This window comes from Streptomyces sp. MMCC 100 (assembly GCF_041538145.2).
Taxonomy (GTDB): Bacteria; Actinomycetota; Actinomycetes; order Streptomycetales; family Streptomycetaceae; genus Streptomyces.
The window spans coordinates 1,630,153-1,655,691 of the sequence record NZ_JBGORK020000001.1 but is presented as its reverse complement, the minus strand read 5'-3'; the positions used below and the strand labels follow the sequence as shown (position 1 = coordinate 1,655,691).

Annotated in this window: 17 protein-coding genes and 1 pseudogene; 10 read left to right on the top strand and 8 right to left on the bottom strand. The window is 73.3% G+C overall.

Annotation, left to right across the window (positions count from 1 at the left end; translation table 11 throughout):
* Nucleotide 1: 1 nt before the first annotated feature.
* The 4 genes from ABS735_RS07590 to ABS735_RS07575 all read right to left on the bottom strand — a co-directional run bounded on the left by ABS735_RS07590 (nucleotide 2) and on the right by ABS735_RS07575 (nucleotide 5,922).
* The gene (locus ABS735_RS07590) at nucleotides 2-1,414 is read right to left on the bottom strand and encodes a lysine N(6)-hydroxylase/L-ornithine N(5)-oxygenase family protein (protein ID WP_373902098.1); all 1,413 of its coding nucleotides are present in this window, start codon (nucleotides 1,412-1,414) and stop codon (nucleotides 2-4) included.
* Entirely contained in the window at nucleotides 1,411-2,769 is a 1,359-nt protein-coding gene (locus tag ABS735_RS07585) for a pyridoxal phosphate-dependent decarboxylase family protein (RefSeq protein ID WP_373902097.1), read from the bottom strand. The genes ABS735_RS07590 and ABS735_RS07585 overlap by 4 nt, the downstream gene beginning before the upstream one ends.
* Nucleotides 2,770-2,931: 162 nt before the next feature.
* Nucleotides 2,932-5,430 carry an aminopeptidase N gene (pepN, locus tag ABS735_RS07580; RefSeq protein WP_373902096.1) on the bottom strand — a complete coding sequence of 833 codons (2,499 nt, stop codon included), beginning with the start codon at nucleotides 5,428-5,430 and terminating at the stop codon, nucleotides 2,932-2,934.
* A gap of 129 nt (nucleotides 5,431-5,559) precedes the next feature.
* Nucleotides 5,560-5,922, bottom strand: a complete 363-nt coding sequence (locus ABS735_RS07575; RefSeq protein WP_373902095.1) for a chorismate mutase — start codon at nucleotides 5,920-5,922, stop codon at nucleotides 5,560-5,562.
* Nucleotides 5,923-6,047: 125 nt separating this feature from the next.
* Here ABS735_RS07575 and ABS735_RS07570 point away from each other — a divergent pair, with 125 nt between their 5' ends.
* Nucleotides 6,048-6,944, top strand: coding sequence for a hypothetical protein (locus ABS735_RS07570; protein WP_373902094.1), 897 nt, complete (start codon nucleotides 6,048-6,050; stop codon nucleotides 6,942-6,944).
* Between the two features lie 42 nt (nucleotides 6,945-6,986).
* Nucleotides 6,987-7,616, top strand: coding sequence for an SIMPL domain-containing protein (locus ABS735_RS07565; RefSeq protein ID WP_373902093.1), 630 nt, complete (start codon nucleotides 6,987-6,989; stop codon nucleotides 7,614-7,616).
* Between the two features lie 9 nt (nucleotides 7,617-7,625).
* Here the strand turns inward: ABS735_RS07565 and ABS735_RS07560 are convergent, their stop codons facing one another.
* Nucleotides 7,626-8,351, bottom strand: coding sequence for a vWA domain-containing protein (locus ABS735_RS07560; RefSeq protein ID WP_373902092.1), 726 nt, complete (start codon nucleotides 8,349-8,351; stop codon nucleotides 7,626-7,628).
* A 153-nt stretch (nucleotides 8,352-8,504) separates the two neighbouring features.
* On the opposite strand from ABS735_RS07560, the gene ABS735_RS07555 reads away from it, so the two are divergent.
* Nucleotides 8,505-9,440, top strand: coding sequence for a rhomboid family intramembrane serine protease (locus ABS735_RS07555; RefSeq protein ID WP_373902091.1), 936 nt, complete (start codon nucleotides 8,505-8,507; stop codon nucleotides 9,438-9,440).
* 31 nt (nucleotides 9,441-9,471) lie between these two features.
* The gene (locus tag ABS735_RS07550; RefSeq protein WP_373902090.1) at nucleotides 9,472-10,392 is read left to right on the top strand and encodes a chitosanase; all 921 of its coding nucleotides are present in this window, start codon (nucleotides 9,472-9,474) and stop codon (nucleotides 10,390-10,392) included.
* Between the two features lie 100 nt (nucleotides 10,393-10,492).
* Here the strand turns inward: ABS735_RS07550 and ABS735_RS07545 are convergent, their stop codons facing one another.
* The 3 genes from ABS735_RS07545 to ABS735_RS07535 form a co-directional block, all read right to left on the bottom strand.
* A complete protein-coding gene (locus ABS735_RS07545) occupies nucleotides 10,493-11,956 on the bottom strand; it encodes a glutamate synthase subunit beta (protein ID WP_373902089.1) in 1,464 nt (487 codons plus the stop codon).
* Nucleotides 11,949-16,487, bottom strand: coding sequence for a glutamate synthase large subunit (gltB, locus tag ABS735_RS07540; protein ID WP_476755877.1), 4,539 nt, complete (start codon nucleotides 16,485-16,487; stop codon nucleotides 11,949-11,951). Before gltB ends, ABS735_RS07545 begins: the two co-directional genes overlap by 8 nt.
* Before the next feature lie 478 nt (nucleotides 16,488-16,965).
* Nucleotides 16,966-17,697 (bottom strand): VIT1/CCC1 transporter family protein, encoded by a 732-nt coding sequence (locus ABS735_RS07535; protein WP_061445294.1) that lies wholly within the window; start codon nucleotides 17,695-17,697, stop codon nucleotides 16,966-16,968.
* A 234-nt stretch (nucleotides 17,698-17,931) separates the two neighbouring features.
* Between ABS735_RS07535 and ABS735_RS07530 the strand changes: the two are divergent.
* The 6 genes and pseudogenes from ABS735_RS07530 to ABS735_RS07505 form a co-directional block, all read left to right on the top strand.
* Nucleotides 17,932-18,915: pseudogene (locus ABS735_RS07530) on the top strand (ADP-ribosylglycohydrolase family protein); the annotation flags it as partial.
* Between the two features lie 731 nt (nucleotides 18,916-19,646).
* Nucleotides 19,647-20,924, top strand: coding sequence for an ADP-ribosylglycohydrolase family protein (locus ABS735_RS07525; RefSeq protein WP_373902087.1), 1,278 nt, complete (start codon nucleotides 19,647-19,649; stop codon nucleotides 20,922-20,924).
* On the top strand, nucleotides 20,921-22,099 hold the full coding sequence (locus ABS735_RS07520; protein WP_373902086.1) for an ADP-ribosylglycohydrolase family protein: 1,179 nt from the start codon (nucleotides 20,921-20,923) through the stop codon (nucleotides 22,097-22,099). The genes ABS735_RS07525 and ABS735_RS07520 overlap by 4 nt, the downstream gene beginning before the upstream one ends.
* Nucleotides 22,087-23,472 (top strand): ADP-ribosylglycohydrolase family protein, encoded by a 1,386-nt coding sequence (locus ABS735_RS07515; protein ID WP_373902085.1) that lies wholly within the window; start codon nucleotides 22,087-22,089, stop codon nucleotides 23,470-23,472. Before ABS735_RS07520 ends, ABS735_RS07515 begins: the two co-directional genes overlap by 13 nt.
* Complete coding sequence (locus ABS735_RS07510) at nucleotides 23,448-24,689, top strand: CaiB/BaiF CoA transferase family protein (RefSeq protein ID WP_373902084.1); 1,242 nt, start codon at nucleotides 23,448-23,450, stop codon at nucleotides 24,687-24,689. Before ABS735_RS07515 ends, ABS735_RS07510 begins: the two co-directional genes overlap by 25 nt.
* Nucleotides 24,686-25,510: an HpcH/HpaI aldolase/citrate lyase family protein gene (locus tag ABS735_RS07505; protein ID WP_373902083.1), complete on the top strand. Its 825-nt coding sequence runs from the start codon at nucleotides 24,686-24,688 to the stop codon at nucleotides 25,508-25,510. Before ABS735_RS07510 ends, ABS735_RS07505 begins: the two co-directional genes overlap by 4 nt.
* The last annotated feature ends 29 nt before the right edge of the window (nucleotides 25,511-25,539 follow it).

Here is a 25,539-nt window from a genome sequence, read left to right as displayed (position 1 = left end):
CTCAGATGCCGTCCGCCAGAGGGATGAGTGCCCGGTGGTGGCGCGCGGACGGGATCTGGGGCCTGCCGTTGTCCAGGCCGAAGGTGGTGAAGGCGGTGCGGGCGGGCAGCGGGTACGGCTCCTGTCCGGTGAGGTCGTTGAGGATGGTCGCGCTGCGCCAGGCGGCGAGTCCGAGGTCGGGCGTGCCGACGCCGTGGGTGTGGGTTTCGGCGTTCTGGACGTAGACGGAGCCGGTGACGGAGGGGTCGAGGACGAGGCGGTGGCGGTCGTCGATGCGGGGGCGTTCCCGGCTGTCGCGCCGCATGTAGGGGTCGAGGCCGGCGAGGATGCGGCCGAGGGGGCGTTCGCGGTGGCCGGTGGCGAGGACGACGGCGTCGGTGGTGAGGCGCGAGCGGGTCTTCTGCTGTTCGTGTTCGAGGTGGAGTTCGACCTGGGTGGCGCCGATGCGGCCGGCGGTACGGACGTGGACGCCGGGGGTGAGGGTGGTGTCGGGCCAGCCGCCGTCGAGGGTGCGGCGGTACAGCTCGTCGTGGATGGCGGCGGTGGTGTCGGCGTCGATGCCCTTGTGCAGCTGCCACTGGGCGGTGACGAGGCGGTCGCGGACCGGTTCGGCCAGGCCGTGGAAGTAGTGGGTGTAGTCGGGGGTGAAGTGCTCCAGGCCGAGTTTGGAGTACTCCATGGGTGCGAGGGCTTCGGTGCGGCCGAGCCAGTGGAGCCGCTCGTGGCCGGCGGGGCGGCGGCGGAGCAGGTCGAGGAAGACTTCGGCGCCGGACTGGCCGGTGCCGATGACGGTGACGTGTCCGGCGGCCAGGAGCCTGTCGCGGTGGCGGAGGTAGTCGGCGGCGTGGACGACGGGGACGGCGGGGTCGTCGACGAGGGGCCTGAGCGGGTCGGGGACGTGCGGTTCGGTGCCGACGCCGAGAGCGACGTTGTGGGTGTATGTCCGGCCGAGGGCCTCGGCCTCGCCGTCGGCGTCGAGCTGGGTGTAGTCGACCTCGAAGAGGTGGCGTTCGGGGTTCCAGCGGACGGCGTCGACCTGGTGGTGGAAGCGGAGGGCGGGGAGGTTCTCGGCGACCCAGCGGCAGTAGGCGTCGTACTCGGCGCGTTCGATGTGGAAGCGTTCGGCGAAGTAGAAGGGGAAGAGGCGTTCTCTGGCCCTGAGGTGGTTGAGGAATGTCCAGGGGCTGGCCGGGTCGACGAGGGTGACGAGGTCGGCGAGGAAGGGCACCTGGACGCGTGCGCCGTCGATGAGCAGGCCGGGGTGCCAGCGGAAGTCGGGGCGCTGCTCGTAGAAGACGGCGTCGAGGCCGCCGAGGGGGTCGGCGAGGGCCGCGAGGGAGAGGTTGAAGGGGCCGATGCCGATGCCGACGAGGTCGCGCGGGGTGTCGGGGGCGGGGTGCGGGGCGGCGTTCATCGGGGGGTGTGTCCTTCCACGAGTGCCAGGAGTGTGGCGAGGTCGTCCGGTCGGGCGTGGGGGTTGAGGAGGGTCGCCTTGAGCCAGAGCCGGCCGTCGGCGCGGGCGCGGCCGAGGACGGCGTGGCCGGTGGTGAGCAGGGTGCGGCGTACGGCGGCGACGGTGTCGTCGGTGGCGCCGGTGGGCCGGAACAGGACGGTGCTGATGGTGGGTGGGGCGTGCAGTTCGAACCCGGGGTCGGTTTCGACCAGCCCGGCGAATTCCTGGGCGAGGGAGCAGACCGCGTCGACGAGGTCGCCGAGTCCGGCGCGGCCCAGGGTTTTGAGGGTGACGGCGGCTTTGAGGATGTCGGGGCGGCGGCTGGTGCGTGGGGATCGTCCGAGGAGGTCGGGGAGTCCGGCGTCGGTGTCGTCGTCGGCGTTGAGGTAGGCGGCGCGGTGGTGGAGGGCGGCGAGGTCGTCGGTGTCGGTGACGGTGAGGAGGCCGGCGGGGATCGGCTGCCAGCCGAGCTTGTGGAGGTCCAGGGCGACGGTGTCGGCGGCCTCCAGTCCCGTGAGCCGTGCGCGGTGCCGGTCGCTGAAGAGGAGGCCGGCGCCGTAGGCGGCGTCGACGTGGAGGCGGGCGCCGTGGGCGGCGCAGCGGGCGGCGGTCTCGGGCAGCGGGTCGATGAGCCCGGCGTCGGTGGTGCCGGCTGTGGCGGCGACGAGGTGGGGTCCGGGGACCTGGGTGAGCGCCTCGTCGAGGGCGGCGGGGTCGAGGGTGCCCGCGGGGGCGGGGACGACGACGGGTTCGGGCAGGCCGAGGAGCCGGGCGGCGCGGGGCAGGGAGTGGTGGGCGTTCTCTCCGTGGACCAGCCGCAGGTGGGCGCCGTGGGTCTCGCGGGCGAGCAGGACGGCGAGCTGGTTGGACTCGGTGCCGCCGGTGGTGACGAGGGCGTCGGCGGCGCCGGTCTCGCGGGCGAGGGCGCGGGTGACGAGGGTTTCCAGGGCGGAGGCGGCGGGTGCCTGGTCCCAGGAGTCGAGGGAGGGGTTGAGGACGCTGGCGGCGAGGTCGGCGGCGGCCGCGACGGCGAGGGGCGGGGCGTGCAGGTGGGCGGCGCACAGGGGGTGGGCGGGGTCGGCGGCGCCCTCGGCGAGCGCGGTGACCAGGATGCGGAGCGCCTCGGGATCACCCTGGTCGGGCAGGATCTCACCGGCCGCGTCGGCCACCCGGGCGGCGACGGCGCCGGGGCCGCCCGCGGGCAGCGGGCCGCCGCGTGCGGCTGTGCCGGCGCGCAGGGCGTCGAGCACGGTGTCGAGCAGGGGCCGCAGGGCGTCGGTGCCGTGCGGGCCCGAGGCGAGGGGCGGCATGCCCATGAGCCGTCCTTGGGGCACGGGGACTGGGGTTCCAGCTTGTACGCACGGGTGCGTGTACGCCCGGACAGCTCAGTGATCACAACCCGAAAGGGGTATCCCGGCGGTCTTTCCACCGGCGGGCGCGGCCGGTCCCCGCCTCGCAGGGACCGGTCGCGTCCGGGCTCAGTCCGTGTTCGCCTCCCGCACCCGCAGCGCGCGGGCCAGGTCGTCGAGCTGGTCGGTGAGCTTGCGGCGCAGGGCGGGGATCGGGTCGGCGTCGGCGAGGCACTCCTGGCCGAGGCGGAGGGTGTCGGCGTCGACGGCGTGGGCGGGGAAGGCCCAGCGGCCTGCGGCGTCGGCGATGGCGGGGCCGCGGCGGGCGGCGAGTGCGACGGCCTCGGTGTAGTAGCGCGGTACGTAGTCGCGTACGAGGTCGGCCTGTTCGGGCTGCCAGAAGCCCTGGGCGGTGGCGGTGAACAGGTAGTTGGAGAGGTCGTCGGAGGCGAACATGGCCTCCCAGGCGCGGGCCTTGGTCTCGGCGTCGGGCAGTGCGGCGCGGCAGCGGGCGGCGCCCTCCTGGCCGGTGGCGCTCGGGTCGTTGTCCAGTTCGGCGGCGATGGCGGCCTCGTCGGTGGCGCCGAGGACGGCGAGCCGGGTGAGGATGCGCCAGCGCAGCTCGGGGTCGAGTTCGGGGCCGCCGGGCACGGTGCCGTCGGCGAGCCAGGCGGCGATGGTGTCGGGGTGGGCCGCGGTGGTGATGCGGTGGCGCACGGCGATCAGGCGCAGGCCGGGGTGGTCGCCGTCCTCGGTGCGGCGGATGAGGTCGCGGCACAGTTCGGCGAGGATGCTCAGGGCGGCGGGCCGCTGCTCGGGCGTGACGTAGCGGTCGGCGATCTGGCCGGCGGCGAAGGCGAGGACGCCGTCGACGAGCGCGAGGTCGGTCTCGTGCGGGAGGTGGGTGCGGGCGATGTCGAGGTAGGTGGCGGCGGGGAGTTCGCCGTCGCGGACGGCGTCCCTGAGGGCGTTCCAGACGACGGCCCTGGTGAGCGGGTCGGGCAGGCCGGACAGGCTCTCGCTCAGGGTGCGGAAGGAGTCGGCGTCGAAGCGGATCTTGGCGTAGCTCAGGTCGCCGTCGTTGAGGACGACCAGGGCGGGGAGCTTGCCGATGGGCCGGGGTTCGGCCTGGGGGACGTCGATGTCGAGGCGTTCGCGCGGGGTGAGGCGGCCCTCGTGGCCCGGGTCCTGGTCGTAGAGGCCGACGGCGATGCGGTGGGGGCGCTCGCCGGTGCGGTGGACGGTGAGGGCGCGGCTGCCGTTGTCGCCGGTGACGCTCGGGGTGAGGGTGTCGACGCCGGTGGTGCGCAGCCAGGCGTCGGCCCAGGCGTGGACGTCGCGGTCGGTGGCGGCGGCCAGGGAGTCGATGAAGTCGGCGAGGGAGGCGTTGGCGAACTTGTGCCGCTCGAAGTGGATGTTGATGCCGGCCAGGAAGTCCTTCTCGCCGAGCCAGGCGACGAGCTGGCGCAGGGCGGAGGCGCCCTTGGCGTAGGAGATGCCGTCGAAGTTGAGCAGGGCGGAGGCGGTGTCCTGGACGTTCTCGGGGGCGACGGGGTGGGTGGAGGGGCGCTGGTCGGCGTCGTAGCCCCAGGCCTTGCGGGTGACGCCGAAGTCGGTCCAGGTGTCGGTGAAGCGGGTGGCCTCGGCGGTGGTCTGGTAGCCCATGTACTCGGCGAAGGACTCGTTCAGCCAGATGTCGTCCCACCAGCGCAGGGTGACGAGGTCGCCGAACCACATGTGGGCCATCTCGTGGGCGATGACCATGGCGCGGGTCTGGCGTTGGGTGTCGGTGACGGCGGAGCGGAAGACGAACTCGTCGCGGAAGGTGACCAGTCCGGGGTTCTCCATGGCGCCGGCGTTGAACTCGGGGACGAACGCCTGGTCGTAGGAGTCGAAGGGGTAGGGCTCGGTGAACTTCTCGTGGTAGCGGTCGAAGCAGGCGCGGGTGACGTCGAGGAGTTCGTCGGCGTCGGCGTCCAGGTGGGGGGCGAGCGAGCGGCGGCAGTGGATGCCGAAGGGCAGGCCGCGGTGCTCGGTGCGCACGGAGTGCCAGGGGCCGGCGGCGACGGCGACGAGGTAGGTGGAGATCAGCGGGGTGGTGGCGGCCTTCCAGCGGCCGTCGCCGGTGTGTTCGGTGACGCCGTTGGCGAGGACGGTCCAGCCCTCGGGGGCGGTGACGGTGAGGTCGAAGACGGCCTTGAGGTCGGGCTGGTCGAAGGCTGCGTAGACGCGCTGGACGTCGTCCAGGAAGAGCTGGGTGTAGGCGTAGGTCTCGCCGTCGCTGGGGTCGGTGAAGCGGTGCATGCCCTCGCCGGTGCGGGAGTACCGCATGGCGGCCTCGACGCGCAGCTCGTGCTCGCCGGGAGCGAGGTTCTTCAGCGCCAGCCGGTTCTCGTCGAGGGTGGCCGGGTCCAGGGGCTGTCCGTCCAGGGTGACGGCGCGCAGTTCGGCGGGCTTGACCTCGAGGAAGGTGTCCGTGCTGTCCGTGTCGCCGCGGACGGTGAACCGGATGACGGTCCGGGAGTCGAAGGTCTCGTCCCCACGGGTCAGATCGAGGTCGATCGCGTAGTGGTGGACGTCGAGGAGCCGGGAACGGGTCTGCGCTTCGTCGCGCGTCAGTACGGACATGCACGACATGCTGCCTGATGCGGTGGGCAGGGCACAGAGGCGGTTCGGTACGCGCGGTATGTCCGGTCCGTCGCGCCGGCCGCGGCACTCCCCCGGCGTGCGCCCCCGCGGGCGGGGGCGCGGCCCGTCTCAGTCGGCGGCCGGCAGCCCGCCCGGCGCACCGCCGGCGCCGTTGCTCTCCGCGATGCGCTCGTGGTGGTGGATCACCTCGGCGACGATGAAGTTGAGGAACTTCTCGGCGAACGCCGGGTCCAGCTTGGCGCTCTCGGCGAGGGTGCGCAGCCGGGCGATCTGCTGGGCCTCCCGGGCCGGGTCGGCGGGCGGCAGCCGGTGGCGGGCCTTGAGGTGGCCGACCTGCTGGGTGCACTTGAAGCGCTCGGCGAGCATGTGGACGACGGCCGCGTCGATGTTGTCGATGCTGTCCCGCAGCCGGGCCAGCTCCTCGCGGACGGCGGGTTCGACGGCACCGGTACCGGTGTTGCTGGTGGTCATGGGCGCACACCCTACGGGCGCCGGCCCGGCTGTCGCAGACCGTCTCAGGCGCTGAACGCCGTACGGTCCTCGTACAGTGGGAGCGGTATTCAGGAGGCAGGGTTCAGGCGTCTTGGGGGTCGGGCGTGGCGAACGGCGGACCGGTCGAGCACGGGTTCCCGCACCTGGAGACGGTGCGGGAGGCGGTCACGGCGCTGTACCGGCGGCTGTCGTACGACACCGTCCGGACGTTCTCGGCCAGTGTGGCCCCGGTGGACGTGGCGTTCTGCGACACGGACGACCTGTATCTGGGCACGCAGCGGGTGGCGCACGAGCTGGTGCGGCACTACGGGCTGCCGGATGCCCGCATGATCGTCTCCTTCCGCGAGATGACCCACGCGGCGAACGTGGAACTGACGGCCGGACCGGAGTACTTCATCGAGCTGAACGACCGCTTCCGCGCCCATCGCCGGGACATCGGCGCGGCTCTCGCGCATGAGGTGATGCACGTGTACCTGCACCGTCTCGACCTGGCCTTCCCCTCCACCCGGGCCAACGAGATCCTCACCGACACGGCGGCGACGTACCTGGGCGCGGGCTGGCTGCTGCTGGACGCCTACCGGGAGGACGCGGCGTCCTCGCAGAAGCTGGGGTACCTGACGCCGGAGGAGTTCGGTTACGTCCTGGCCAAGCGGGCGCTGGTGTTCGGCGAGGACCCGGCGGTGTGGTTCACGAGTCCGCAGGCCTACACGGCGTACGGCAAGGGTATGGCGCGGGCGCGCCGGGACGAGGAGCAGCCGCCGCTGACCGCGGCCGGCTGGGCGGGGCGTCGCCGCTACGCCCGGGACCGCCGGCACGCGCAGGACCCGCACGCCGCGGGGGCGGCGGACGGCGGCCCGTACTCCTTCACCGCCCAGGCGCCCGGACAGCTCCGGGTGTCGTTCCCCTGCCCGACCTGCCACCAGCGGATCAGGGTGCCGGTGCGGGGGCGGGTCCGGGCGCGGTGCGGGCTGTGCCGGACGGTGCTGGAGTGCGACACGTAGGACGCCCCGCGCGGGGCGTGGGGGCGCTGCTTCAATGCCCGTATGACACAGGCCATCGAAGAACCGTGGGGCATCAGCGTGTTCGGCTCGGGCACGGCGCGGGCCGAGCCGTCGCTCGCCCGGGTGCAGCCGGCGGTGGACGTGCTGGAACCGTCGCCCGAGCAGGCCTTCCAGAAGGCCGGGGAGGCCGTGGCCCGGCTGCGGGAGGTACTGCGGCGGCACGGCGTGCCGGACACCTCGGTCTCGGGCTCCCGGCTCGGCCTCAGCTCGGAGTACGACGGTCACGGCGGTGGCCGGACGCTGCTCGGGTACCGGTGCCAGGCCTCGTACTCGGTGGAGACCGAGGCGCTGGACGACCTCGAGCGGCTGATCGCGGACGTGGTCGACGCGGGCGCGCACCGGATCGACGGCGTGGAGTTCGACGTGCGTGACAAGCCGTCGCTGCTCGACGAGGCGCGGCGCAGGGCGGTGGCCGCGGCCCGCCGCAAGGCCCGGGTGTACGCGGAGGCGGCGGACGTGCGGCTGGGTCCCGTGCTGCACATCCAGGACGTGGAGTCCGAGCCCTTCGCCGCGTTCCGTGCCGCCCAGGGCGGCGGCCCGCCCGGCGCGCTGGCTCCGGGCGCGGTGGAGGTGTCGGCCAGGGTCGTGCTGGGCTTCTCCCTGCGGCACTGACCGCCGCGTTCAGGAGGGCCGCACGATCCCCTGGGCGCGTGCGGCCGCCAGCCACTGGGGGAACTCGCCCACGAGCCGGTCGTACAGCTCGGCGTCGGTCACCTTCCGCGGGTCGCGGCCCGCGTGGAAGAACCCGGCGTTGTCGACGACCCGCTTGCCGGGCACCGCCAGTTCGTCGAGTTTGCGCAGGTACTCGAACTGGCGGCTGCCGGGATCGCCGAAGCCGACGAACTGCCAGAACAGGGGCAGCGGCGCCGCCTTGCACAGGTACCGCTCGGCGGCGAGCCGGTTGATCGGGCCGCCGTCGGTCTGGAAGACGACCAGGGCGGGGTGGCTCGAGCCGCTGTCGAGGTAGTGGTCGATGACGGCGTCCATGGCCAGGTGGTAGCTGGTCTTGCCCATGTGCCCGAGACCGGCCACGATCCGCTCGATCCGGCCCTGGTGGTCGGCGAGCGCGATCTCGGTGACGGCGTCGACGTCGGTGGAGAAGAACACCACCGGCACGGTGCCGTCGTCGTCGAGGTGGGCGGACAGGCTCAGCACGCGGTCGGCGAGCGCCTGCACGCTGCCGTCCTTGTAGTACGGCTTCATGGAGCCGGAGTAGTCGACGACGAGGTAGACCGCGGCCCTGGTCCCCTCCATGCCGTGCTTGGTGAGCGACACCCCGGCGGTCTTGTACAGGTCGACCAGCGCGGGCGCCGTCTCCCGCACCTTGGTGAGACTGATCGCGGCCATGCGGACTCCCCCGTCACCCCTGCCGTGCGTCGTACGGGTGCCGAGGTTACGGCACGGCGCACCCCGCCGCTCGGCCGGTCCCTGGGCATTCGTTATTTTGTTCGCCGCCGTCCCCACCGGCTCACCGTCCGCCCGTCCCGAGGAGCCGGCCCCGTGGATTCCGAGTCCACCGTCACCAGGTGCTACCGCCATCCCGCGGTGGAGTGCCACGTCCGCTGCACCCGCTGCGAGCGGTACATCTGCCCGGACTGCATGCGCGCGGCGCCCGTCGGTCACCAGTGCCCCGAGTGCGTGCGGGAGGGGGCGCGGTCGGTCCGGCAGGCCCGGACCATCGCGGGCGGCCGGATGTCGACGACGCCCGTGGTGACGTACGTGCTGTTCGCGCTGAACGTGCTGGCGTACCTGGCGGAGGTGGTGCGGCCGGAGCTCGTGGACCGGTTCGCCATGGTGGGTTCGCGGCTGGTCGGTCCGGACGGCACCTACTACGTCGGCAACGGCCCGTTCCTCAGCTTCGGGCCGCTGCGGGTGGAGGGTGTCGCCGGGGGCGAGTGGGAGCGGATGCTCACCGGCGCGTTCCTGCACCAGTCGCCTTTCGAGGGAACGTTCGGGATCCTGCACATCACGCTGAACATGGTCGTGCTGTGGCAGTTGGGTCGGGTGGTGGAGCTGATGCTCGGCCGGGTCCGTTTCGCCTTCCTGTACCTGCTGTCGGCGCTCGGCGGTTCCGTCCTGGAGCTGGTCCTCACCGATCCCGGGCAGAGCTCGGTCGGCGCGTCCGGTGCGGTCTTCGGCGTGGGGGCCGCCTACTACGTGCTGCACCGACGGCTGGGCGCCGACATGGGGCGAGTCAACCGCTTCATGGCCGGGCTGCTGCTGTGGCTGCTGGTCTCCGCCTGGTTCACTTCGTGGCAGGGGCATCTCGGCGGCCTTCTGGTGGGCGGGGCGCTGGCCCTGGCGTTCGCGTACGCGCCCCGGGACGGGCGCCGGGTGGCCGTGCAGGCCGGCGCGGGTGCCGCGCTGGTGGTGCTGCTGGCGGTGACGGCGGCGGTGAAGGTGTCGGAACTGACGGGCGGGAGTGTCCCCCTGTGAGAGGTGTCCCCCCTATGAGAGGTGTCCCCCTATGAAACGTGTCGGAGTACTGCTCCTCGGGGCCCTTCCCGTGATCGCCGCGGGCGTGTACTTCGCCGTGCCGGACGACTCGGCGGACCCGGCGGACACCGCGACCACCGCGTCCTCGTCGTCCCCGGCCACCGCCCGGTCGGCCCGCGACGACGCCAAGGACCGGGCCGAGGAGGAACGGGAGGCGGACGACGCGCTGATCGCCGACCTGCCGCCGGGGCTCGCCGCACCGGCGAAGAAGGAGCTGGCCCAGCAACTCGTGTCCAGCGCCGAGAACTCGACCACGAAGTGGCGCACCGCCTACGGCAGCATCCAGGACGTCGGGGACGGCGACGGATACACCGCGGGCATCATCGGCTTCTGCACCGGCACCCACGACCTGCTCACCCTGGTCGAGCGCTACACCGAGGACCACCCGGACAACGGCCTGGCGACGTACCTGCCCGCCCTGCGCGAGGTCGACGGCAGCGACTCCCACGAGGGCCTGGACCCGGGCTTCACGGCGGCCTGGAAGGCGGAGGCGGAGGTCCCGGCGTTCCGCGAGGCCCAGGAGGAGGAGCGCGACCGGGTCTACTTCGAACCGGCGGTGCGCCTGGCCAAGCTGGACGGCCTGGGCACGCTCGGCCAGTTCGTCTACTACGACGCGATGGTCTTCCACGGCCCCGACACGGACGCCGAGGGTTTCTACGGGCTGCGCGAGCGGGCCATGGCCGAGGCGAAGACGCCGGGCCAGGGCGGCTCCGAGAAGGCCTATCTGGACACCTTCCTGGACGTCCGCAAGCAGGCCATGGAGGCCAAGCGGCCGGGCATCGACACCTCCCGCGTCGACACCGCCCAGCGGCGGTTCCTCGCGGCCGGGAACTTGAAGCTGGCGACGCCGCTGGTGTGGGAGGTGTACGGGGACACCTACCGGGTGCCCTGAGCATGCGACAGCGCCTGCCCTTGGTCCGGTCGGGGACGGGGCAGGCGCCATCAGTGTTCCGCACGCCTTTGTGCGGGACGTTCTTCGGTTGTTCCGTCCGTCAGACCGCGAGGGCGCGGTCGGTCGGGCGGATCGGGGCCGGCAGTTCGCTGGCTCCGGTCAGGAAGCTGTCGGCGCCGCGCGCGGCCGAGCGGCCCTCGGCGATCGCCCAGACGATGAGCGACTGGCCGCGGCCGGCGTCACCGGCGACGAACACACCCGGCACGTTGGTCTGGAAGTCGGCGTCCCGGGCGATGTTACCCCGTTCGTCGAGCTCCAGGCCGAACTGGTCGACGAGACCGTTCTCCTTGTCGGTGCCGGTGAAGCCCATGGCGAGGGTGACCAGCTGGGCCGGGATCTTGCGCTCGGTACCCGGCTTCGGGGTCAGCCTGCCCTCGATGAACTCGACCTCGCTCATGTGCAGCCACTGGACGTTGCCGTCCTCGTCGCCCTCGAAGTGGGTGGTGGAGACGGCGTAGACCCGCTCGCCGCCCTCCTCGTGGGCGCTGGTGACCTTGTAGAGCATGGGGAAGGTGGGCCACGGCTGGCGCACCGCGTCCCGCTCCTCGCCCGGCCGGGGCATGATCTCCAGCTGGGTGACGGAGGCCGCGCCCTGGCGGTGGGCGGTGCCCACGCAGTCGGCGCCGGTGTCGCCGCCGCCGATGACGACGACGTGCTTGCCCTCGGCCGAGATCGGGGGCGCCACGTAGTCGCCCTCCTGGACCTTGTTGGCCAGCGGCAGGTACTCCATCGCCTGGTGGATGCCGTTCAGCTCGCGGCCGGGGACCGGCAGGTCGCGGGCGGTGGTGGAGCCGGCGGCGATGACGACGGCGTCGTAGCGCTTCTTCAGGTCGGTCGCCTTGAGGTCGCGGCCGATCTCGACGCCGGTGCGGAAGCGGGTGCCCTCCGCGCGCATCTGCTCTATGCGGCGGTTGATGTGCCGCTTCTCCATCTTGAACTCGGGGATGCCGTAGCGGAGGAGGCCTCCGATGCGGTCCGCGCGCTCGTAGACGGCGACGGTGTGACCGGCCCGGGTGAGCTGCTGGGCGGCGGCGAGACCCGCCGGTCCCGAGCCGATGACGGCGACGGTCTTGCCGGACAGGCGCTCCGGGATCCGCGGGGCGACGTCCCCGGTCTCCCACGCCTTGTCGATGATGGAGACCTCGACGTTCTTGATGGTGACCGGCGGCTGGTTGATGCCGAGCACGCACGCCGACTCGCACGGGGCCGGGCACAGGCGGCCGGTGAACTCCGGGAAGTTGTTGGTGGCGTGCAGGCGCTCGGACGCCGCCGACCAGTCCTCGCGGTAGGCGTAGTCGTTCCACTCGGGGATCAGGTTCCCGAGCGGGCAGCCGTTGTGGCAGAACGGGATGCCGCAGTCCATGCAGCGGCTGGCCTGCTTGCTGATGATCGGCAGCAGGGAGCCGGGGACGTAGACCTCGTTCCAGTCCTTGACGCGCTCCTCGACGGGGCGGGTCCTGGCGACCTCGCGTCCGTGGTTCAGAAAGCCCTTGGGATCAGCCATTGGTCGCCGCCTCCATCATCTTCTCGGTGGTCTCGGTCTCGGAGAGACCGGCTCGCTCGGCGGCGTCCTTGGCGGCGAGCACTGCCTTGTACGTGCTGGGGATGAGCTTGCTGAAGCGCTCCACGGCGGCGGGCCAGTCGGCGAGCAGCTTCCCGGCGACCGTGGACCCGGTCTCCTCGGCGTGGCGGCGCACCACGTCGTGCAGCCATTCCTTGTCGGCGTCGTCCAGGGCCTGTACGGCGTCGGCGTTGCCGGCGTTGACGTTGTCCGGGTCGAGGTCGACGACGTAGGCGACGCCGCCGGACATGCCGGCCGCGAAGTTGCGTCCGGTCTCGCCGAGGACGACCGCGTGGCCGCCGGTCATGTACTCGCAGCCGTGGTCGCCGACGCCCTCGGAGACGACCAGCGCGCCGGAGTTGCGGACGCAGAAGCGCTCGCCGACCTTGCCGCGCAGGAACATCTCGCCGCCGGTGGCGCCGTAGCCGATGGTGTTGCCGGCGATGGTGGAGTACTCGGCGAGGTGGTCGGCGCCCCGGTCGGGGCGGACGACGATCCGGCCGCCGGACAGGCCCTTGCCGACGTAGTCGTTGGCGTCGCCCTCCAGGCGCAGCGTGACGCCGCGCGGGACGAAGGCGCCGAAGGACTGGCCGGCGGAGCCGGTGAAGGTGATGTCGACGGTGTCGTCGGGCAGGCCCGCGCCGCCGAACTTCTTGGTCACCTCGTGGCCGAGCATGGTGCCGACCGTGCGGTTGATGTTGCGGATGGCGACCTGGGCGCGCACCGGGGCGGCCTGGGTGGCGTCCGCGGCGGCCAGCGCGTCGGAGGCGAGCTTGATCAGCTGGTTGTCGAGCGCCTTCTCCAGGCCGTGGTCCTGGCCGACGGCCCGGTGGCGCACCGCGCCCTCGGCCAGTGCGGGCACGTGGAACAGCGGCTCCAGGTTCAGGCCCTGCGCCTTCCAGTGGTCGACCGCGCGGGTCACGTCGAGGGTCTCGGCGTGGCCGACGGCCTCCTCGATGGAGCGGTAGCCCAGCTCGGCGAGGATCTCGCGGACCTCCTCGGCGATGAACCGGAAGAAGTTCACGATGTACTCGGCCTTGCCGGAGAACCTCTCGCGCAGCACCGGGTTCTGGGTGGCGATGCCGACCGGGCAGGTGTCCAGGTGGCAGACGCGCATCATGACGCAGCCGGAGACGACGAGCGGCGCGGTCGCGAAACCGAACTCCTCGGCGCCGAGCAGCGCGGCGATGACGACGTCGCGGCCGGTCTTGAGCTGGCCGTCGGTCTGGACGACGATGCGGTCGCGCAGGCCGTTGAGCAGCAGGGTCTGCTGGGTCTCGGCGAGGCCCAGCTCCCAGGGGCCGCCCGCGTGCTTGAGGCTGGTCAGGGGCGAGGCACCCGTGCCACCGTCGTGACCCGAGATCAGCACCACGTCCGCGTGCGCCTTGGACACACCCGCCGCGACCGTGCCGACGCCGACCTCGGAGACCAGCTTGACGTGAATCCGCGCCTGCGGGTTCGCGTTCTTCAGGTCGTGGATCAGCTGGGCCAGGTCCTCGATGGAGTAGATGTCGTGGTGCGGCGGCGGGGAGATCAGGCCGACGCCCGGGGTGGAGTGCCGGGTCTTGGCGACCCACGGGTAGACCTTGTGGCCGGGCAGCTGTCCGCCCTCGCCGGGCTTGGCGCCCTGGGCCATCTTGATCTGGATGTCGTCCGCGTTGACCAGGTACTCGGAGGTGACGCCGAAGCGGCCGGAGGCGACCTGCTTGATGCTGGACCGGCGCGCCGGGTCGTACAGGCGCTCCGGGTCCTCGCCGCCCTCACCGGTGTTGGACTTGCCGCCCAGCTGGTTCATGGCGATGGCGAGGGTCTCGTGCGCCTCCTGGGAGATGGAGCCGTACGACATGGCGCCGGTGGAGAAACGCTTGACGATCTCGGAGACGGGCTCGACCTCGTCGAGGGGGATCGGCTGCCGGTCGCTCTTGAAGCCGAAGAGGCCGCGCAGCGTCATCAGCCGCTCGGACTGCTCGTTCACGCGCTCGGTGTACTTCTTGAAGATGTCGTACTTGCCGGAGCGCGTGGAGTGCTGGAGGCGGAAGACCGTCTCCGGGTCGAACAGGTGCGGCTCGCCCTCGCGGCGCCACTGGTACTCGCCGCCGATGTCCAGGGCGCGGTGGGCCGGCGCGATGCCGCTGGCCGGGTACGCCTTGGCGTGGCGGGCGGCGACCTCCTTGGCGACGACGTCGATGCCGACGCCGCCGATCTTGGTGGCGGTGCCGTTGAAGTACTTCGCGACGAAGGCCTCGTCCAGGCCGACGGCCTCGAAGACCTGGGCGCCGCGGTAGGAGGCGACGGTGGAGATGCCCATCTTGGACATGACCTTGAGGACGCCCTTGCCGAGGGCGTAGATCAGGTTGCGGATGGCCTGCTCGGTCTCGATGCCGGGCAGGAAGGTACCCGCGCGGACCAGGTCCTCGACGGACTCCATCGCGAGGTACGGGTTGACCGCGGCGGCGCCGAAGCCGATGAGCAGGGCGACGTGGTGGACCTCGCGGACGTCGCCGGCCTCGACCAGCAGGCCCACCTGGGTGCGCTGCTTGGTGCGGATGAGGTGGTGGTGGACGGCCGCGGTGAGCAGCAGCGAGGGGATCGGCGCGTGCTCGGCGTCCGAGTGGCGGTCGGACAGGACGATGAGCCGGGCGCCGTTCTCGATGGCGGCGTCGGCCTCGGCGCAGATCTCCTCTATGCGCGCGGCCAGGGCGTCGCCGCCGCCGTGCACCCGGTAGAGACCGGAGAGGGTCGCGGCCTTGAAGCCGGGCATGTCGCCGTCGGCGTTGATGTGGATGAGCTTGGCCAGCTCGTCGTTGTCGATCACCGGGAAGGGCAGCAGGACGCTGCGGCACGAGGCGGCCGTCGGGTCCAGCAGGTTGCCCTGGGGGCCCAGCGAGGAGCGCAGGGAGGTGACCAGTTCCTCGCGGATGGCGTCCAGCGGCGGGTTGGTGACCTGCGCGAAGAGCTGGGTGAAGTAGTCGAAGAGCAGCCGGGGGCGCTCGGAGAGCGCGGCGATCGGCGAGTCGGTGCCCATGGAGCCGATCGGCTCGGCGCCGGCCTTGGCCATCGGCGCGAGGATGACGCGCAGCTCCTCCTCGGTGTACCCGAAGGTCTGCTGGCGGCGGGTGACCGAGGCGTGGGTGTGCACGATGTGCTCGCGCTCGGGCAGGTCGGACAGCTCGATCTCGCCGGCTTCCATCCACTCGGCGTACGGCTGCTCGGCGGCGAGCTGGGCCTTGATCTCGTCGTCCTCGATGATGCGGTGCTCGGCGGTGTCCACGAGGAACATGCGGCCGGGCTGGAGGCGGCCCTTGCGGACGACCTTGGCGGGGTCGATGTCGAGGACGCCGACCTCGGAGCCGAGGACGACGAGGCCGTCGTCGGTGACCCAGTAGCGGCCGGGGCGCAGGCCGTTGCGGTCGAGCACGGCGCCGACCTGGGTGCCGTCGGTGAAGGTGACGCAGGCGGGGCCGTCCCAGGGCTCCATCATCGTGGAGTGGAACTGGTAGAAGGCGCGCCGGGACGGGTCCATGGAGTCGTGGTTCTCCCACGCCTCCGGGATCATCATCAGCACGGAGTGCGGCAGCGAGCGCCCGCCGAGGTGGAGCAGCTCCAGGACCTCGTCGAAGGAGGCGGAGTCGGAGGCGTCCGGCGTACAGATCGGGAAGATCCGCTCCAGGTCGGACGACGAGCCGAACTGGCCGGAGGCCAGCTGGGACTCGCGGGCGCGCATCCAGTTGCGGTTGCCCTTGACCGTGTTGATCTCGCCGTTGTGGGCGACGAAGCGGTACGGGTGGGCGAGCGGCCAGCTCGGGAAGGTGTTGGTGGAGAACCGGGAGTGCACGAGCGCGATCGCGGAAGCGAAGCGGCGGTCGGACAGGTCCGGGAAGAACGGCTCCAGCTGGCCGGTGGTCAGCATGCCCTTGTAGACGATGGTCCGCGCGGACAGCGACGGGAAGTAGACACCGGCCTCGCGTTCGGCGCGCTTGCGCAGCGCGAAGGCGTGGCGGTCCAGGGCGATGCCCTGCGAAGCCCCGTCCGTCACGAAGATCTGGCGGAAGACCGGCATGGTCGAGCGGGCGGTGGCGCCCAGCATCTGCGGGGCGACCGGGACCTCGCGCCAGCCGAGGACGGTGAGGCCCTCCTCGCCGGCGATGGTCTCGATGCGGGAGACGGCGTCCCCGGTGCCGTCGACCGGCAGGAAGGCGATGCCGACGGCGTACGACCCGGCCTCGGGCAGTTCGAATCCGGCTACCTCGCGGAAGAACGCGTCCGGCACCTGGGAGAGGATGCCCGCGCCGTCGCCCGAGTCGGGCTCGGAGCCGGTGGCGCCGCGGTGCTCCAGGTTGCGCAGCACGGTGAGTGCCTGGTCGACCAGGGTGTGGGACGCCTCGCCGGTGAGGGTGGCGACGAAACCGACGCCGCACGCGTCGTGTTCGTTGCGGGGGTCGTACATACCCTGCGCGGCAGGGCGAGCATCCATGAAGGACCAGTTCTGGCCATTCGCGGAGTGCTGGGACGGCTGGCGCGGCGTACGCATCGGCTCTCCCGTCGTCGTCATCTGGCATGTGGCAAGTGCCGAGGGACGACGTTGGCCCTCTGCGGTGGGTGTAAGCGGGTGCAAAATTCGGTGCAGGTTACATGATGGATCGGTTCTCGGTAAACGGGACAATCCGTTCCAGCATGCGGACACCAGAGGGTCGCGGCAAGGGTTCCGCACCCGTGATGGAAGCTTTGGAGACCGAAGCGAACAGATCGATGTCCGTCGGTCCGAGGGCGCGGAGGGAGCGTCGTCGCCCACTCCGCGGATGCGCGGCAGGCTTCATTGCCCACAGCGCTTACGGCTCATGCCCGGAGATTACGCACTCGAAACCAGCGAGTAACGGCTACGAGCGGCGGCCATGTGCAGCAACCACGCGCAGCGACTACTTATGCGGCCCGCCGCATAAGTTCGAGCCGGGCTATCCTACGGCCGTTCCGAACAGACTGCCCAGGAGATACGTCACACCGGCCGCCGCGCCACCGAGGGCGAGCTGCCGCAGGCCGCTGTACCACCAGCTGCGGGCCGTGACCTTGGCGACCACCGCGCCGCACAGGAAGAGCCCGGCCAGCGCGAGCAGCACCGCGGGCCACAGCGCACTGGCGCCGAGCAGGAACGGCAGGACGGGGAGCAGGGCGCCCAGCGCGAAGGACCCGAACGAGGACACGGCCGCGACCGTCGGCGAGGGCAGGTCGGAGGGGTCGATGCCCAGCTCCTCGCGGGCGTGTATCTCCAGCGCCTGCTCGGGGTCGCTGGACAGCTGGCGGGCCACCTCGCGGGCGAGCTCCGGCTCGACGCCGCGCGCCTCGTAGAGCGCGGCCAGCTCGGCCTCCTCGTCCGCCGGGTGCTTGCGCAGCTCGCGGCGCTCCACGTCCAGCTCGGCCTCGACCAGCTCGCGCTGGGAGGCGACGGATGTGTACTCGCCGGCGGCCATGGAGAAGGCACCGGCGGCCAGCCCCGCGAGCCCGCTGATCACCACGGTCTGCTGGCTCGCCGTACCGCCGGCGACGCCGGTCATCAGGGCGAGGTTGGAGACCAGTCCGTCCATGGCGCCGAAGACGGCGGGGCGCAGCCAGCCGCCGTTCACGTCGCGGTGGGTGTGGTTGTCGCGGTGCGCCTCGTGGAGCGCCGCCTCGGTCTCGATGATGGCCATGAACGTTCCCCCCGGGAACTTGTTTGGACTCGTTCTACTTTTTAACAACAACCAATCTACGCCGATCATTTCCGTCCTGCCAGCTAGGAAAGGCTGGGCTTACCTGCGGCTTTACCTCTCCGTACTCATTCGTGATCATGCTCGCTCATATGTCGACCGGGTGACGCTGCCCCCGGTTCGGCTGCGGCGCACACCGCACCGGGGACAGATACGCCGAGGGAGAGGAGAGGCCGCATGGCATCCACCGCCTGCATTCCCCCGGCCCCCGCGCCCCAGGGCGCCGTCGGGCTCCGCGACCGGGCCCGGGGCGCGCTGCTCGGGCTGGCCGTCGGGGACGCCCTCGGGGCACCGGCCGAGAACATGAAGCCCTCGGAGATCCGCGCCCGCTGGGGCCGCATCACGGGGTACGTGGCCGACCGGCCCGCCGGTACGGACGACACGGAGTACGCGATCTTCTCGGGCCTGCTGCTGGCCCGCCGCGGCGCCGGGCTCACCCAGGCCCACGTGGAGACGGCCTGGCACGAGTGGATCGCCGACCGGGAGGAGGGACCGTTCCGGGGCGCGGGCTTCAGCGAGCGCGGGACCCTGGAGAACCTGCGCCGGGGTCTCGCCGCCCCGATCTCCGCCCAGCACCGGCACGCCTGGAGCGACGGACTTGCCATGCGGGCCGCGCCGCACGGCGTGTTCGCGGCCGGGCGGCCCGCGGAGGCGGCCCGGCTGGCGGCGATCGACGGCTCGGTCAGCCACGAGGGCGAGGGCATCTACGGCGGCCAGGCGGTGGCGGCGGGCGTCGCGGCGGCGATGGCCGGGGCATCGACCGTCGCGGTCGTGGCCTCCGCGCTGGCCGTCGTCCCGGACGACTCCTGGACGGCGCGCTGTCTGCGCCGCGCGATGACGGCGGCCCACCGCGGCGAACGCGCGGTGCGCTCCGCCGTCGTCATCGGCGGCTACCCGTGGACCGACCTGGCGCCCGAGGCCGTCGCCCTCGCCTTCGGCGCGTACGCGGCGGCCGACGGCGACTTCACGGACGCCGTACTGACGGCCGTCAACATGGGCCGCGACGCCGACACCACGGCCGCGGTGGCCGGCGCCCTCGCGGGGGCGACCCGGGGCGTCCACGCCATCCCGGCCGACTGGGCCGCCGCCATCGGCCCGGTCCGCGGCACCTGCCTGCCGACGATGGCCGGACACCACGTACTGGAGGTGGCGGACCTGCTGACGCGGGCGCCGCGGGAGGCTCCGCCGGGCGCGGAGCCCGTACCGGGGTCCACGACGCGGGCACCCGGATGCCCGGAGCGGGTGCCGCCGGGCACGGAGCGGCTGCCGTCGGGCCCGGAGCGCGGTCGGCCGGGCACTGAACCCGCGCCAGAGGTCACGGAACCCGTGCCAGGGCTCACCAACCGAGCACCCCGAGGCCCGGAACAGGTACCGCCAGGCACGGAGCAGGTACCACCAGGCCCGGAGCGAGGCCGACCAGGCACGGAACCCGTGCCCGGGCTCACCAACCGGGCACCCCGAGACCCGGAGCAGGTACCGCCAGACACGGAGCGCGGTCGGCCGGGCACGGAGCAGGTGCCGTTGGACACGGAACCCGCAGCGCCCGGCGCGAACGGATCGGCCCAGAGCCCGGAGCGGGCTCCGTGGGGAGCAAGGGGGGCACTGTCCCGGGAGCCGGAGCGGGTGACGTCAGGTCCTGAGGCGGCTCCGTCTCCCGTACGGGGCGAACCACCCGACGGCGCCGCCCCCGTCGGCACCCGGCCCCCGCCCGCCCCCGCCGTGCATCCGCCCGTCCCGGGGACCGACGCGGCGGCGCAGACGCCCCGAAGCCCGGACGGGGCTCCGCACCCCGTACCGGACGAACCACCCGCCGACACCCTCGAGCCCGGCGGCACCGACCTCGCCGCACGTCCACCCGTCCCGGACCCCGGCGCACCGGCGGAGGTGGGGCCATGAGCAGGGCACGGGGCGGGGACGGGGTGACGGGCACCACGGCGTACGTCGAAGGGCCCGGTGTTCCGGAGGGGAGGGTGTCCAGCGGGAGCGGGCACCGGACGGGAGCCGAGCCGGGTACGGCTGTGGCCTCCCGCGCGGTACCGCTCTCCGACCGCATCGAGGGGCTCCTGCTCGGGCTCGCCGCGGGAGACGCCGCCGGCTGGCCCGCCGCCCGGCACCGGGCCGCCCGGATGCCGGAGTGGACGCGCCGGCTCACCCGCGAGCTGGACACCTTCGCCGAGCAGAACGCGACCACCACCCTCCCCGTCCCCATCGCCCTGAACCAGTCCCCGGAACCGCTGCGCCTCGGCCCCTCGGACGACGCCGAGTGGGCGGCGTTCGCGGCGGAGGCGGTGCTGCGGGCCGGGGACGACAGCCTGCTCGGGGACCTGAGCCGGGACCGCCGGATGCGAGCCGCGATCGACCTGACCTGGAACGCCGTCGCCAGCGAGGTCGCCGCGGCGGCCGACCGCGCTCCCGAGGTCGAGTCGGCGGTGCTGCCGCTGCGCGCCCGCATCTCGGTGCGCGCCGGGCTCGGCAACCTTGCCACCGGCCTGCGCCCGCCCGCCACCGGCCACGACAACCCGCACTACTTCGACGACGCCGCCTGCGTACGGGCCTGCGTCCTCGCCGTCGCCCACCCCGGCGCCCCGTGCCCCGCCGCCGACCTCGCCGAGTTCGACGCCCGCTACACCCAGGACGGCGACGGTGTGCACGGCGCCCGGGCCATGGCGGCGGCGCTGGCCTGCGCCCTCGACGGCGCCGCCGTGGACGCCTGCGTGACGGCCGCTCTCGCCGAACTCCCCGAGGCCACGGAGATCGGCCGCAACGCCCGCCAGGCCCTGGCCCTCGCGGCGGACGCCGAGAGCACCTTCGCCCTCGTCCCGCTCCTCGAGCACCGCATCGTCGACCACGTCTACAGCTACGGCATCGCCGCCGCCGAGACCGTCCCGGTCGCCCTCGCCCTCGCCACCGCCGCCGGGGGCCGCATCGCCGAGGCGGTACCGGCGGCGGCCTGTCTGTCCCGGGTCGCGGACTCCGCCCCCGCCCTGGCCGGCGCCCTCACCGGCGCGCTCGGCGGCGGTACGTCGATCCCAGCGCCGTGGCGGGACGCCTGCCGCACCCTGCCCGGCTGCGTACTGCCCCGGCTCACCGGGACCGACCTGGTCGAACTCGCCGCTCTCCTGCACGCCACGCAACCGTCCCGACCGGAAGGACGAGGCACCACGCCATGACCCCCAGCACCCCGGACCACAGCACCACCGCGCCCCTCGACGAGCGCGTCACGGGCGCCCTCGTCGGCGCGGCCGTCGGCGACGCGCTCGGCGGCCCCGTCGAGGGCTACTCCCCCGAGCAGATCCTCGAACGCCACGGCGGCCGCGTCCACGGCGTCGTCGGCCCCTGGAACGGCGACGCCTGGCGCACCGCGCGCCCCGTCGCCCCGTACCACAAGGGCGACGGCCACGTCACCGACGACACCCTGATGACGCACGCGCTGGTCCGGGTCTACGGCACGGTCCGCGACCACCTCGACGCGTACGCGGTCGCCGAGCACCTGGTCCCGGACCTGATCACCAACCCGCGCTGGATCCCGGAACTGGAGGCCGAGGCGCTCCCGCTCCAGCGGATCTTCCTCGCCGAGAAGTGGCTGGTCGCCCGGATCCACTACGGCCACGTGGACCCGCGCGAGGCCGGCACCGGCAACATCGTCAACTGCGGTGCCGCGATGTACATGGCCCCGGTCGGCCTGGTCAACGCGGCCCACCCCGCGGCCGCCTACGCCGAGGCCCTGGACGTCGCGGGCGCGCACCAGTCGTCGTACGGCCGTGAGGCGGCCGGTGTCTTCGCGGCGGCGGTGGCCGCGGCCTGCGTACCGGGAGCGACTCCGGACTCCGTGGTGGCCGCCTGCCTGTCCCTGGCCAAGGACGGCACCCGGGCGGCGATCGAGGCCGTGTGCGAAGTGGCCGCACGCCACTCGGACTTCGAGTCGGCGCTCGCACCAATGCGGGCGGCGGTCGCGCCGTTCGACACGGTGGGCCCCGACTACCGCGCACCCTCGCTCGGCGCCCGCCGCCCCTCGCGCCTGCACGCGATCGAGGAACTGCCCGTCGCCCTCGGCATGCTGCTCGTCTCCGGCGGCGACTTCCGGCACGCGGTCCTCGGCGCGGTCAACTACGGCCGCGACTGCGACTCCATCGCCACGATGGCGGGCGCGGTCGCCGGGGCGCTGGGATCCCCGGTTCCGGAGGACTGGGCCAAGACCGTCGCGGAGGCGAGCCGTCTGGACCTGTGGGCGCCGGCGACGACGCTCACCGCCGTCGCGCGGGAGGTCTTCGCGCGTGACGTACGGCGCCGCCGGGCCCATGAGGAGGCGTTCGCCGCGATCGGGGGCGCGGGATGCTCCGACTGACCTGGGTGCAGCCCGAGGACCTGATCGGCCACGAGTTGCGCCAGGCACGGCTGGACGGCCGCGACGCCTCGGCGGTCGCGGCCCGATGGCGGGCGGCGGGCGGCGGCGAGGCACCACCCCGGGCAGGCGCCTCCGCCCGGCCCGTCTCCCCCGGCCTCCGTCGCCTGGCGGAAGACCTCCTGGACGAACTGGCCCGTCTGCCCGCCCCGTTGGCGGAGTCCGAGCCGACGGACCTCGGCCGGATCAGGGCGCTGTGCCCCGACTGGCCGTCCCCGCACCCCGCCGCCTCCGTGTCCCCCGCCCGGCTGGAGGCCGCCTGGCTCGGCCGCGCCGTCGGCTGCCTCCTCGGCAAACCCGTCGAGAAGCTGCCCCTGACCGGCATCCGTCTCCTCGGCCGGGCCACCGGCAACTGGCCCCCGGCCACGTACTTCACCGCCCGGGGCGTCCCCCACGACCTGCTCACCACGTACCCCTGGAACCGCCGCTCCGCGGCCACCTCACTCGCCGAGAACATCGACGGCATGCCGGTGGACGACGACCTCGACTACCCGCTCCTGAACCTCCTGCTCCTCCAGCGCCACGGCAGGGCCTTCACCACCGACGACGTGGCCCGCGTCTGGCTCGACGAGCTCCCGCCCGGCCGCGCCTTCACCGCCGAGCGCGTCGCCCACCGCAACCTCCTCACCGGCCTCGAACCCCCGGACACCGCCCGCCACCGCAACCCCTTCCGCGAGTGGATCGGCGCCCTGATCCGCGCCGACGTGCACGGCTGGACCAACCCCGGCGACCCGGCCGCCGCCGCCGAGCAGGCGCACCGCGACGCGACCCTCAGTCACACCGCCAACGGCGTCTACGCGGCGATGTTCGCGGCGGCCGTCATCGCCACCGCCGCCGCCACCGACGCGCCCGACGTCCACGCCTGTCTGCGCGCCGGACTCGCGGTCGTACCGCCCCGCTCCCGCCTCGCCAGGGCCGTCCGGCACGCCGTACGACTCGCGGGCGCGCACGGCGACTTCGACACGGTCGTGGACGAGCTCCACGCCGTGCACTCCCCCGCGCACCACTGGGTGCACGCCGTTCCCAACACCGCCCTGATCGCCGCCGCGCTCACCCACGGGGACGGCGACTTCACCGGTTCGCTCGCGCGCGTCGTCTCCGGCGGCTGGGACACCGATTCCAACGGCGCCACCGTCGGCAGCGTCGCCGGACTGCTCGCCGGCTCCCCCGCCGCGCTGCCCGGGCACTGGACGGCCCCGCTGAAGAACCGCCTGGCCACCTCCGTCGGCGACTTCGACGGCACCGGCTTCGACGCCCTCGCCCACCTCACCCACCGGGAGGCCACCCGCCCATGCCCGAGCCAGAGCACGCCGTGACCGCCGCCCCCACCGCCTCCGCCGCCCCCGGCCCCGCCCCGCTGACGGGCCTGCGCGTCCTCGATCTCGCCACCCTCTTCGCGGGGCCCCTCGCCGCCACCATGCTCGGCGACTTCGGCGCCGAGGTGATCAAGGTCGAGCACCCCAACCGGCCCGACCCGTCCCGGGGGCACGGCCCGTCGAAGGACGGGGTCGGCCTGTGGTGGAAGCTGCTCGGCCGCAACAAGCACACGATCACCCTGGACCTGTCCAGGCCCGCCGGGCGCGCCACGCTGCTCCGGCTCGCCGCCACCGCCGACGTCGTCGTCGAGAACTTCCGGCCGGGCACCCTGGAGAAGTGGGACCTGGGCTGGGACGAGCTGTCCGCCGTCAACCCGCGCCTGGTCCTGACCCGGGTCACCGGTTTCGGCCAGTTCGGGCCGTACGCGCGCCGCCCCGGCTTCGGCACCCTCGCCGAGGCCATGAGCGGCTTCGCCGCGATGACCGGCGAACCGGACGCGCCCCCGACACTGCCGCCGTTCGGCCTCGCGGACTCGATCGCGGCGCTGGCGACGGCGTACGCCGTGATGACCGCGCTGGCCGCACGCGAGCGCACCGGCGAGGGCCAGGTCGTCGACATGGCGATCATCGAGCCGATCCTGACCGTGCTGGGCCCGCAGCCCCTCTGGTACGACCAGCTCGGCCACGTCCAGCCGCGCACCGGCAACCGCTCCCAGAACAACGCCCCGCGCAACACCTACCGCACCGCCGACGGCACCTGGGTCGCCGTCTCCACCTCGGCCCAGTCGGTCGCCGAGCGCGTGATGCGGCTGGTGGGCCGCCCCGAGCTGATCGACGAGCCCTGGTTCGCGACGGGCGCCGAGCGGGCCCGGCACGCCGACGTGCTGGACGCGGCGGTCGGCGACTGGATCGCCAGGCACAGCCGCGCCGACGTGCTCGCCGCGTTCGAGAAGGCCGAGGCGGCGGTCGCGCCCGTCCAGGACGTGCGGGACGTGATGAGCGACCCGCAGTACCGGGCGCTCGACACGGTCACCACCGTCGACGATCCCGAGCTGGGCCCGCTGCGCATGCAGAACGTCCTCTTCCGGCTCTCCGCCACCCCGGGAGCGATCCGCTGGGCGGGCCGCCCGCACGGCGCGGACACCGAGGAGGTGCTGACCGGGCTGGGGCTCACCCCGGCGGACGTGAAGGAGCTGCGTGAGGAGGGCGTCGTATGACCGCACCCCCGCTGACCTGGTTGTACGCCCCCGGGGACCGGCCCCGGGTGGTGGCCAAGGCGCTGGCCGCCGGTGCCGACGTGGTGGTGGTCGACCTGGAGGACGCGGTCGCCGCCGACCGCAAGGAGTACGCCAGGGACGCCACGGCCGAGCTGCTCACCGAGCCGCAGCCGGTGCCGGTGCACGTCCGCGTCAACGCCCTGGACGGTCCGCTCGCCGCCGCGGACCTGGCGGCGCTGGCCGCGCTGCCCGGCCTGTCCGGGCTCCGGCTGCCCAAGGTGACGGCGCCGGAACAGGTCGCCGAGGTCGCAGCGGCCGTCGGCGGGCCGCCGCTGTACGCCCTGCTGGAGACGGCCCTGGGGGTCGAGCGGGCGTACCGGATCGCCACCGCCCACCCGGCGCTGCGCGGCATCGCCCTCGGGGAGGCGGACCTCCGGGCGGACCTGGGCGTGCGCGGGGACACCGGCCTGGACTGGTCGCGCTCGCGCGTGGTCGTGGCCGCGCGGGCGGCGGGCCTGGCGCCGCCGTCCCAGACGGTGCATCCGGACACCCGGGACCTGGAGGGCCTGGCGGCGTCCTGCGCCCACGGCCGCGCCCTGGGGTTCCTGGGGCGGGCCGCGATCCACCCCCGTCAGCTGCCGATCATCGAGCGGGCGTACCTGCCGACCGAGCGGGAGCTGGAGGAGGCGGAGACGATCGTGAAGGCGGCCACGGTCCAGCCGGGCGCGCAGGCGCTGCCGGACGGCCGGTTCATCGACGCGGCGGTGGTGGCGACGGCCCGGCGCACCCTGTCGCTGGCCAGGCGCCCCTCCCTGTCCTGAGCCGGGTTCCCGGCAGACGCCGAGGGCGC

Coding starts and splice junctions, on each gene's coding strand:
- ABS735_RS07590 (WP_373902098.1), bottom strand. CDS start 1,414: ATGAACGCCGCCCCGCACCCCGCCCCCGACACCCCGCGCGACCTCGTC.
- ABS735_RS07585 (WP_373902097.1), bottom strand. CDS start 2,769: ATGGGCATGCCGCCCCTCGCCTCGGGCCCGCACGGCACCGACGCCCTG.
- pepN (WP_373902096.1), bottom strand. CDS start 5,430: ATGTCCGTACTGACGCGCGACGAAGCGCAGACCCGTTCCCGGCTCCTC.
- ABS735_RS07575 (WP_373902095.1), bottom strand. CDS start 5,922: ATGACCACCAGCAACACCGGTACCGGTGCCGTCGAACCCGCCGTCCGC.
- ABS735_RS07565 (WP_373902093.1), top strand. CDS start 6,987: ATGACACAGGCCATCGAAGAACCGTGGGGCATCAGCGTGTTCGGCTCG.
- ABS735_RS07560 (WP_373902092.1), bottom strand. CDS start 8,351: ATGGCCGCGATCAGTCTCACCAAGGTGCGGGAGACGGCGCCCGCGCTG.
- ABS735_RS07550 (WP_373902090.1), top strand. CDS start 9,472: ATGAAACGTGTCGGAGTACTGCTCCTCGGGGCCCTTCCCGTGATCGCC.
- ABS735_RS07545 (WP_373902089.1), bottom strand. CDS start 11,956: ATGGCTGATCCCAAGGGCTTTCTGAACCACGGACGCGAGGTCGCCAGG.
- gltB (WP_476755877.1), bottom strand. CDS start 16,487: ATGGATGCTCGCCCTGCCGCGCAGGGTATGTACGACCCCCGCAACGAA.
- ABS735_RS07535 (WP_061445294.1), bottom strand. CDS start 17,697: ATGGCCATCATCGAGACCGAGGCGGCGCTCCACGAGGCGCACCGCGAC.
- ABS735_RS07525 (WP_373902087.1), top strand. CDS start 19,647: ATGAGCAGGGCACGGGGCGGGGACGGGGTGACGGGCACCACGGCGTAC.
- ABS735_RS07520 (WP_373902086.1), top strand. CDS start 20,921: ATGACCCCCAGCACCCCGGACCACAGCACCACCGCGCCCCTCGACGAG.
- ABS735_RS07515 (WP_373902085.1), top strand. CDS start 22,087: ATGCTCCGACTGACCTGGGTGCAGCCCGAGGACCTGATCGGCCACGAG.
- ABS735_RS07510 (WP_373902084.1), top strand. CDS start 23,448: ATGCCCGAGCCAGAGCACGCCGTGACCGCCGCCCCCACCGCCTCCGCC.
- ABS735_RS07505 (WP_373902083.1), top strand. CDS start 24,686: ATGACCGCACCCCCGCTGACCTGGTTGTACGCCCCCGGGGACCGGCCC.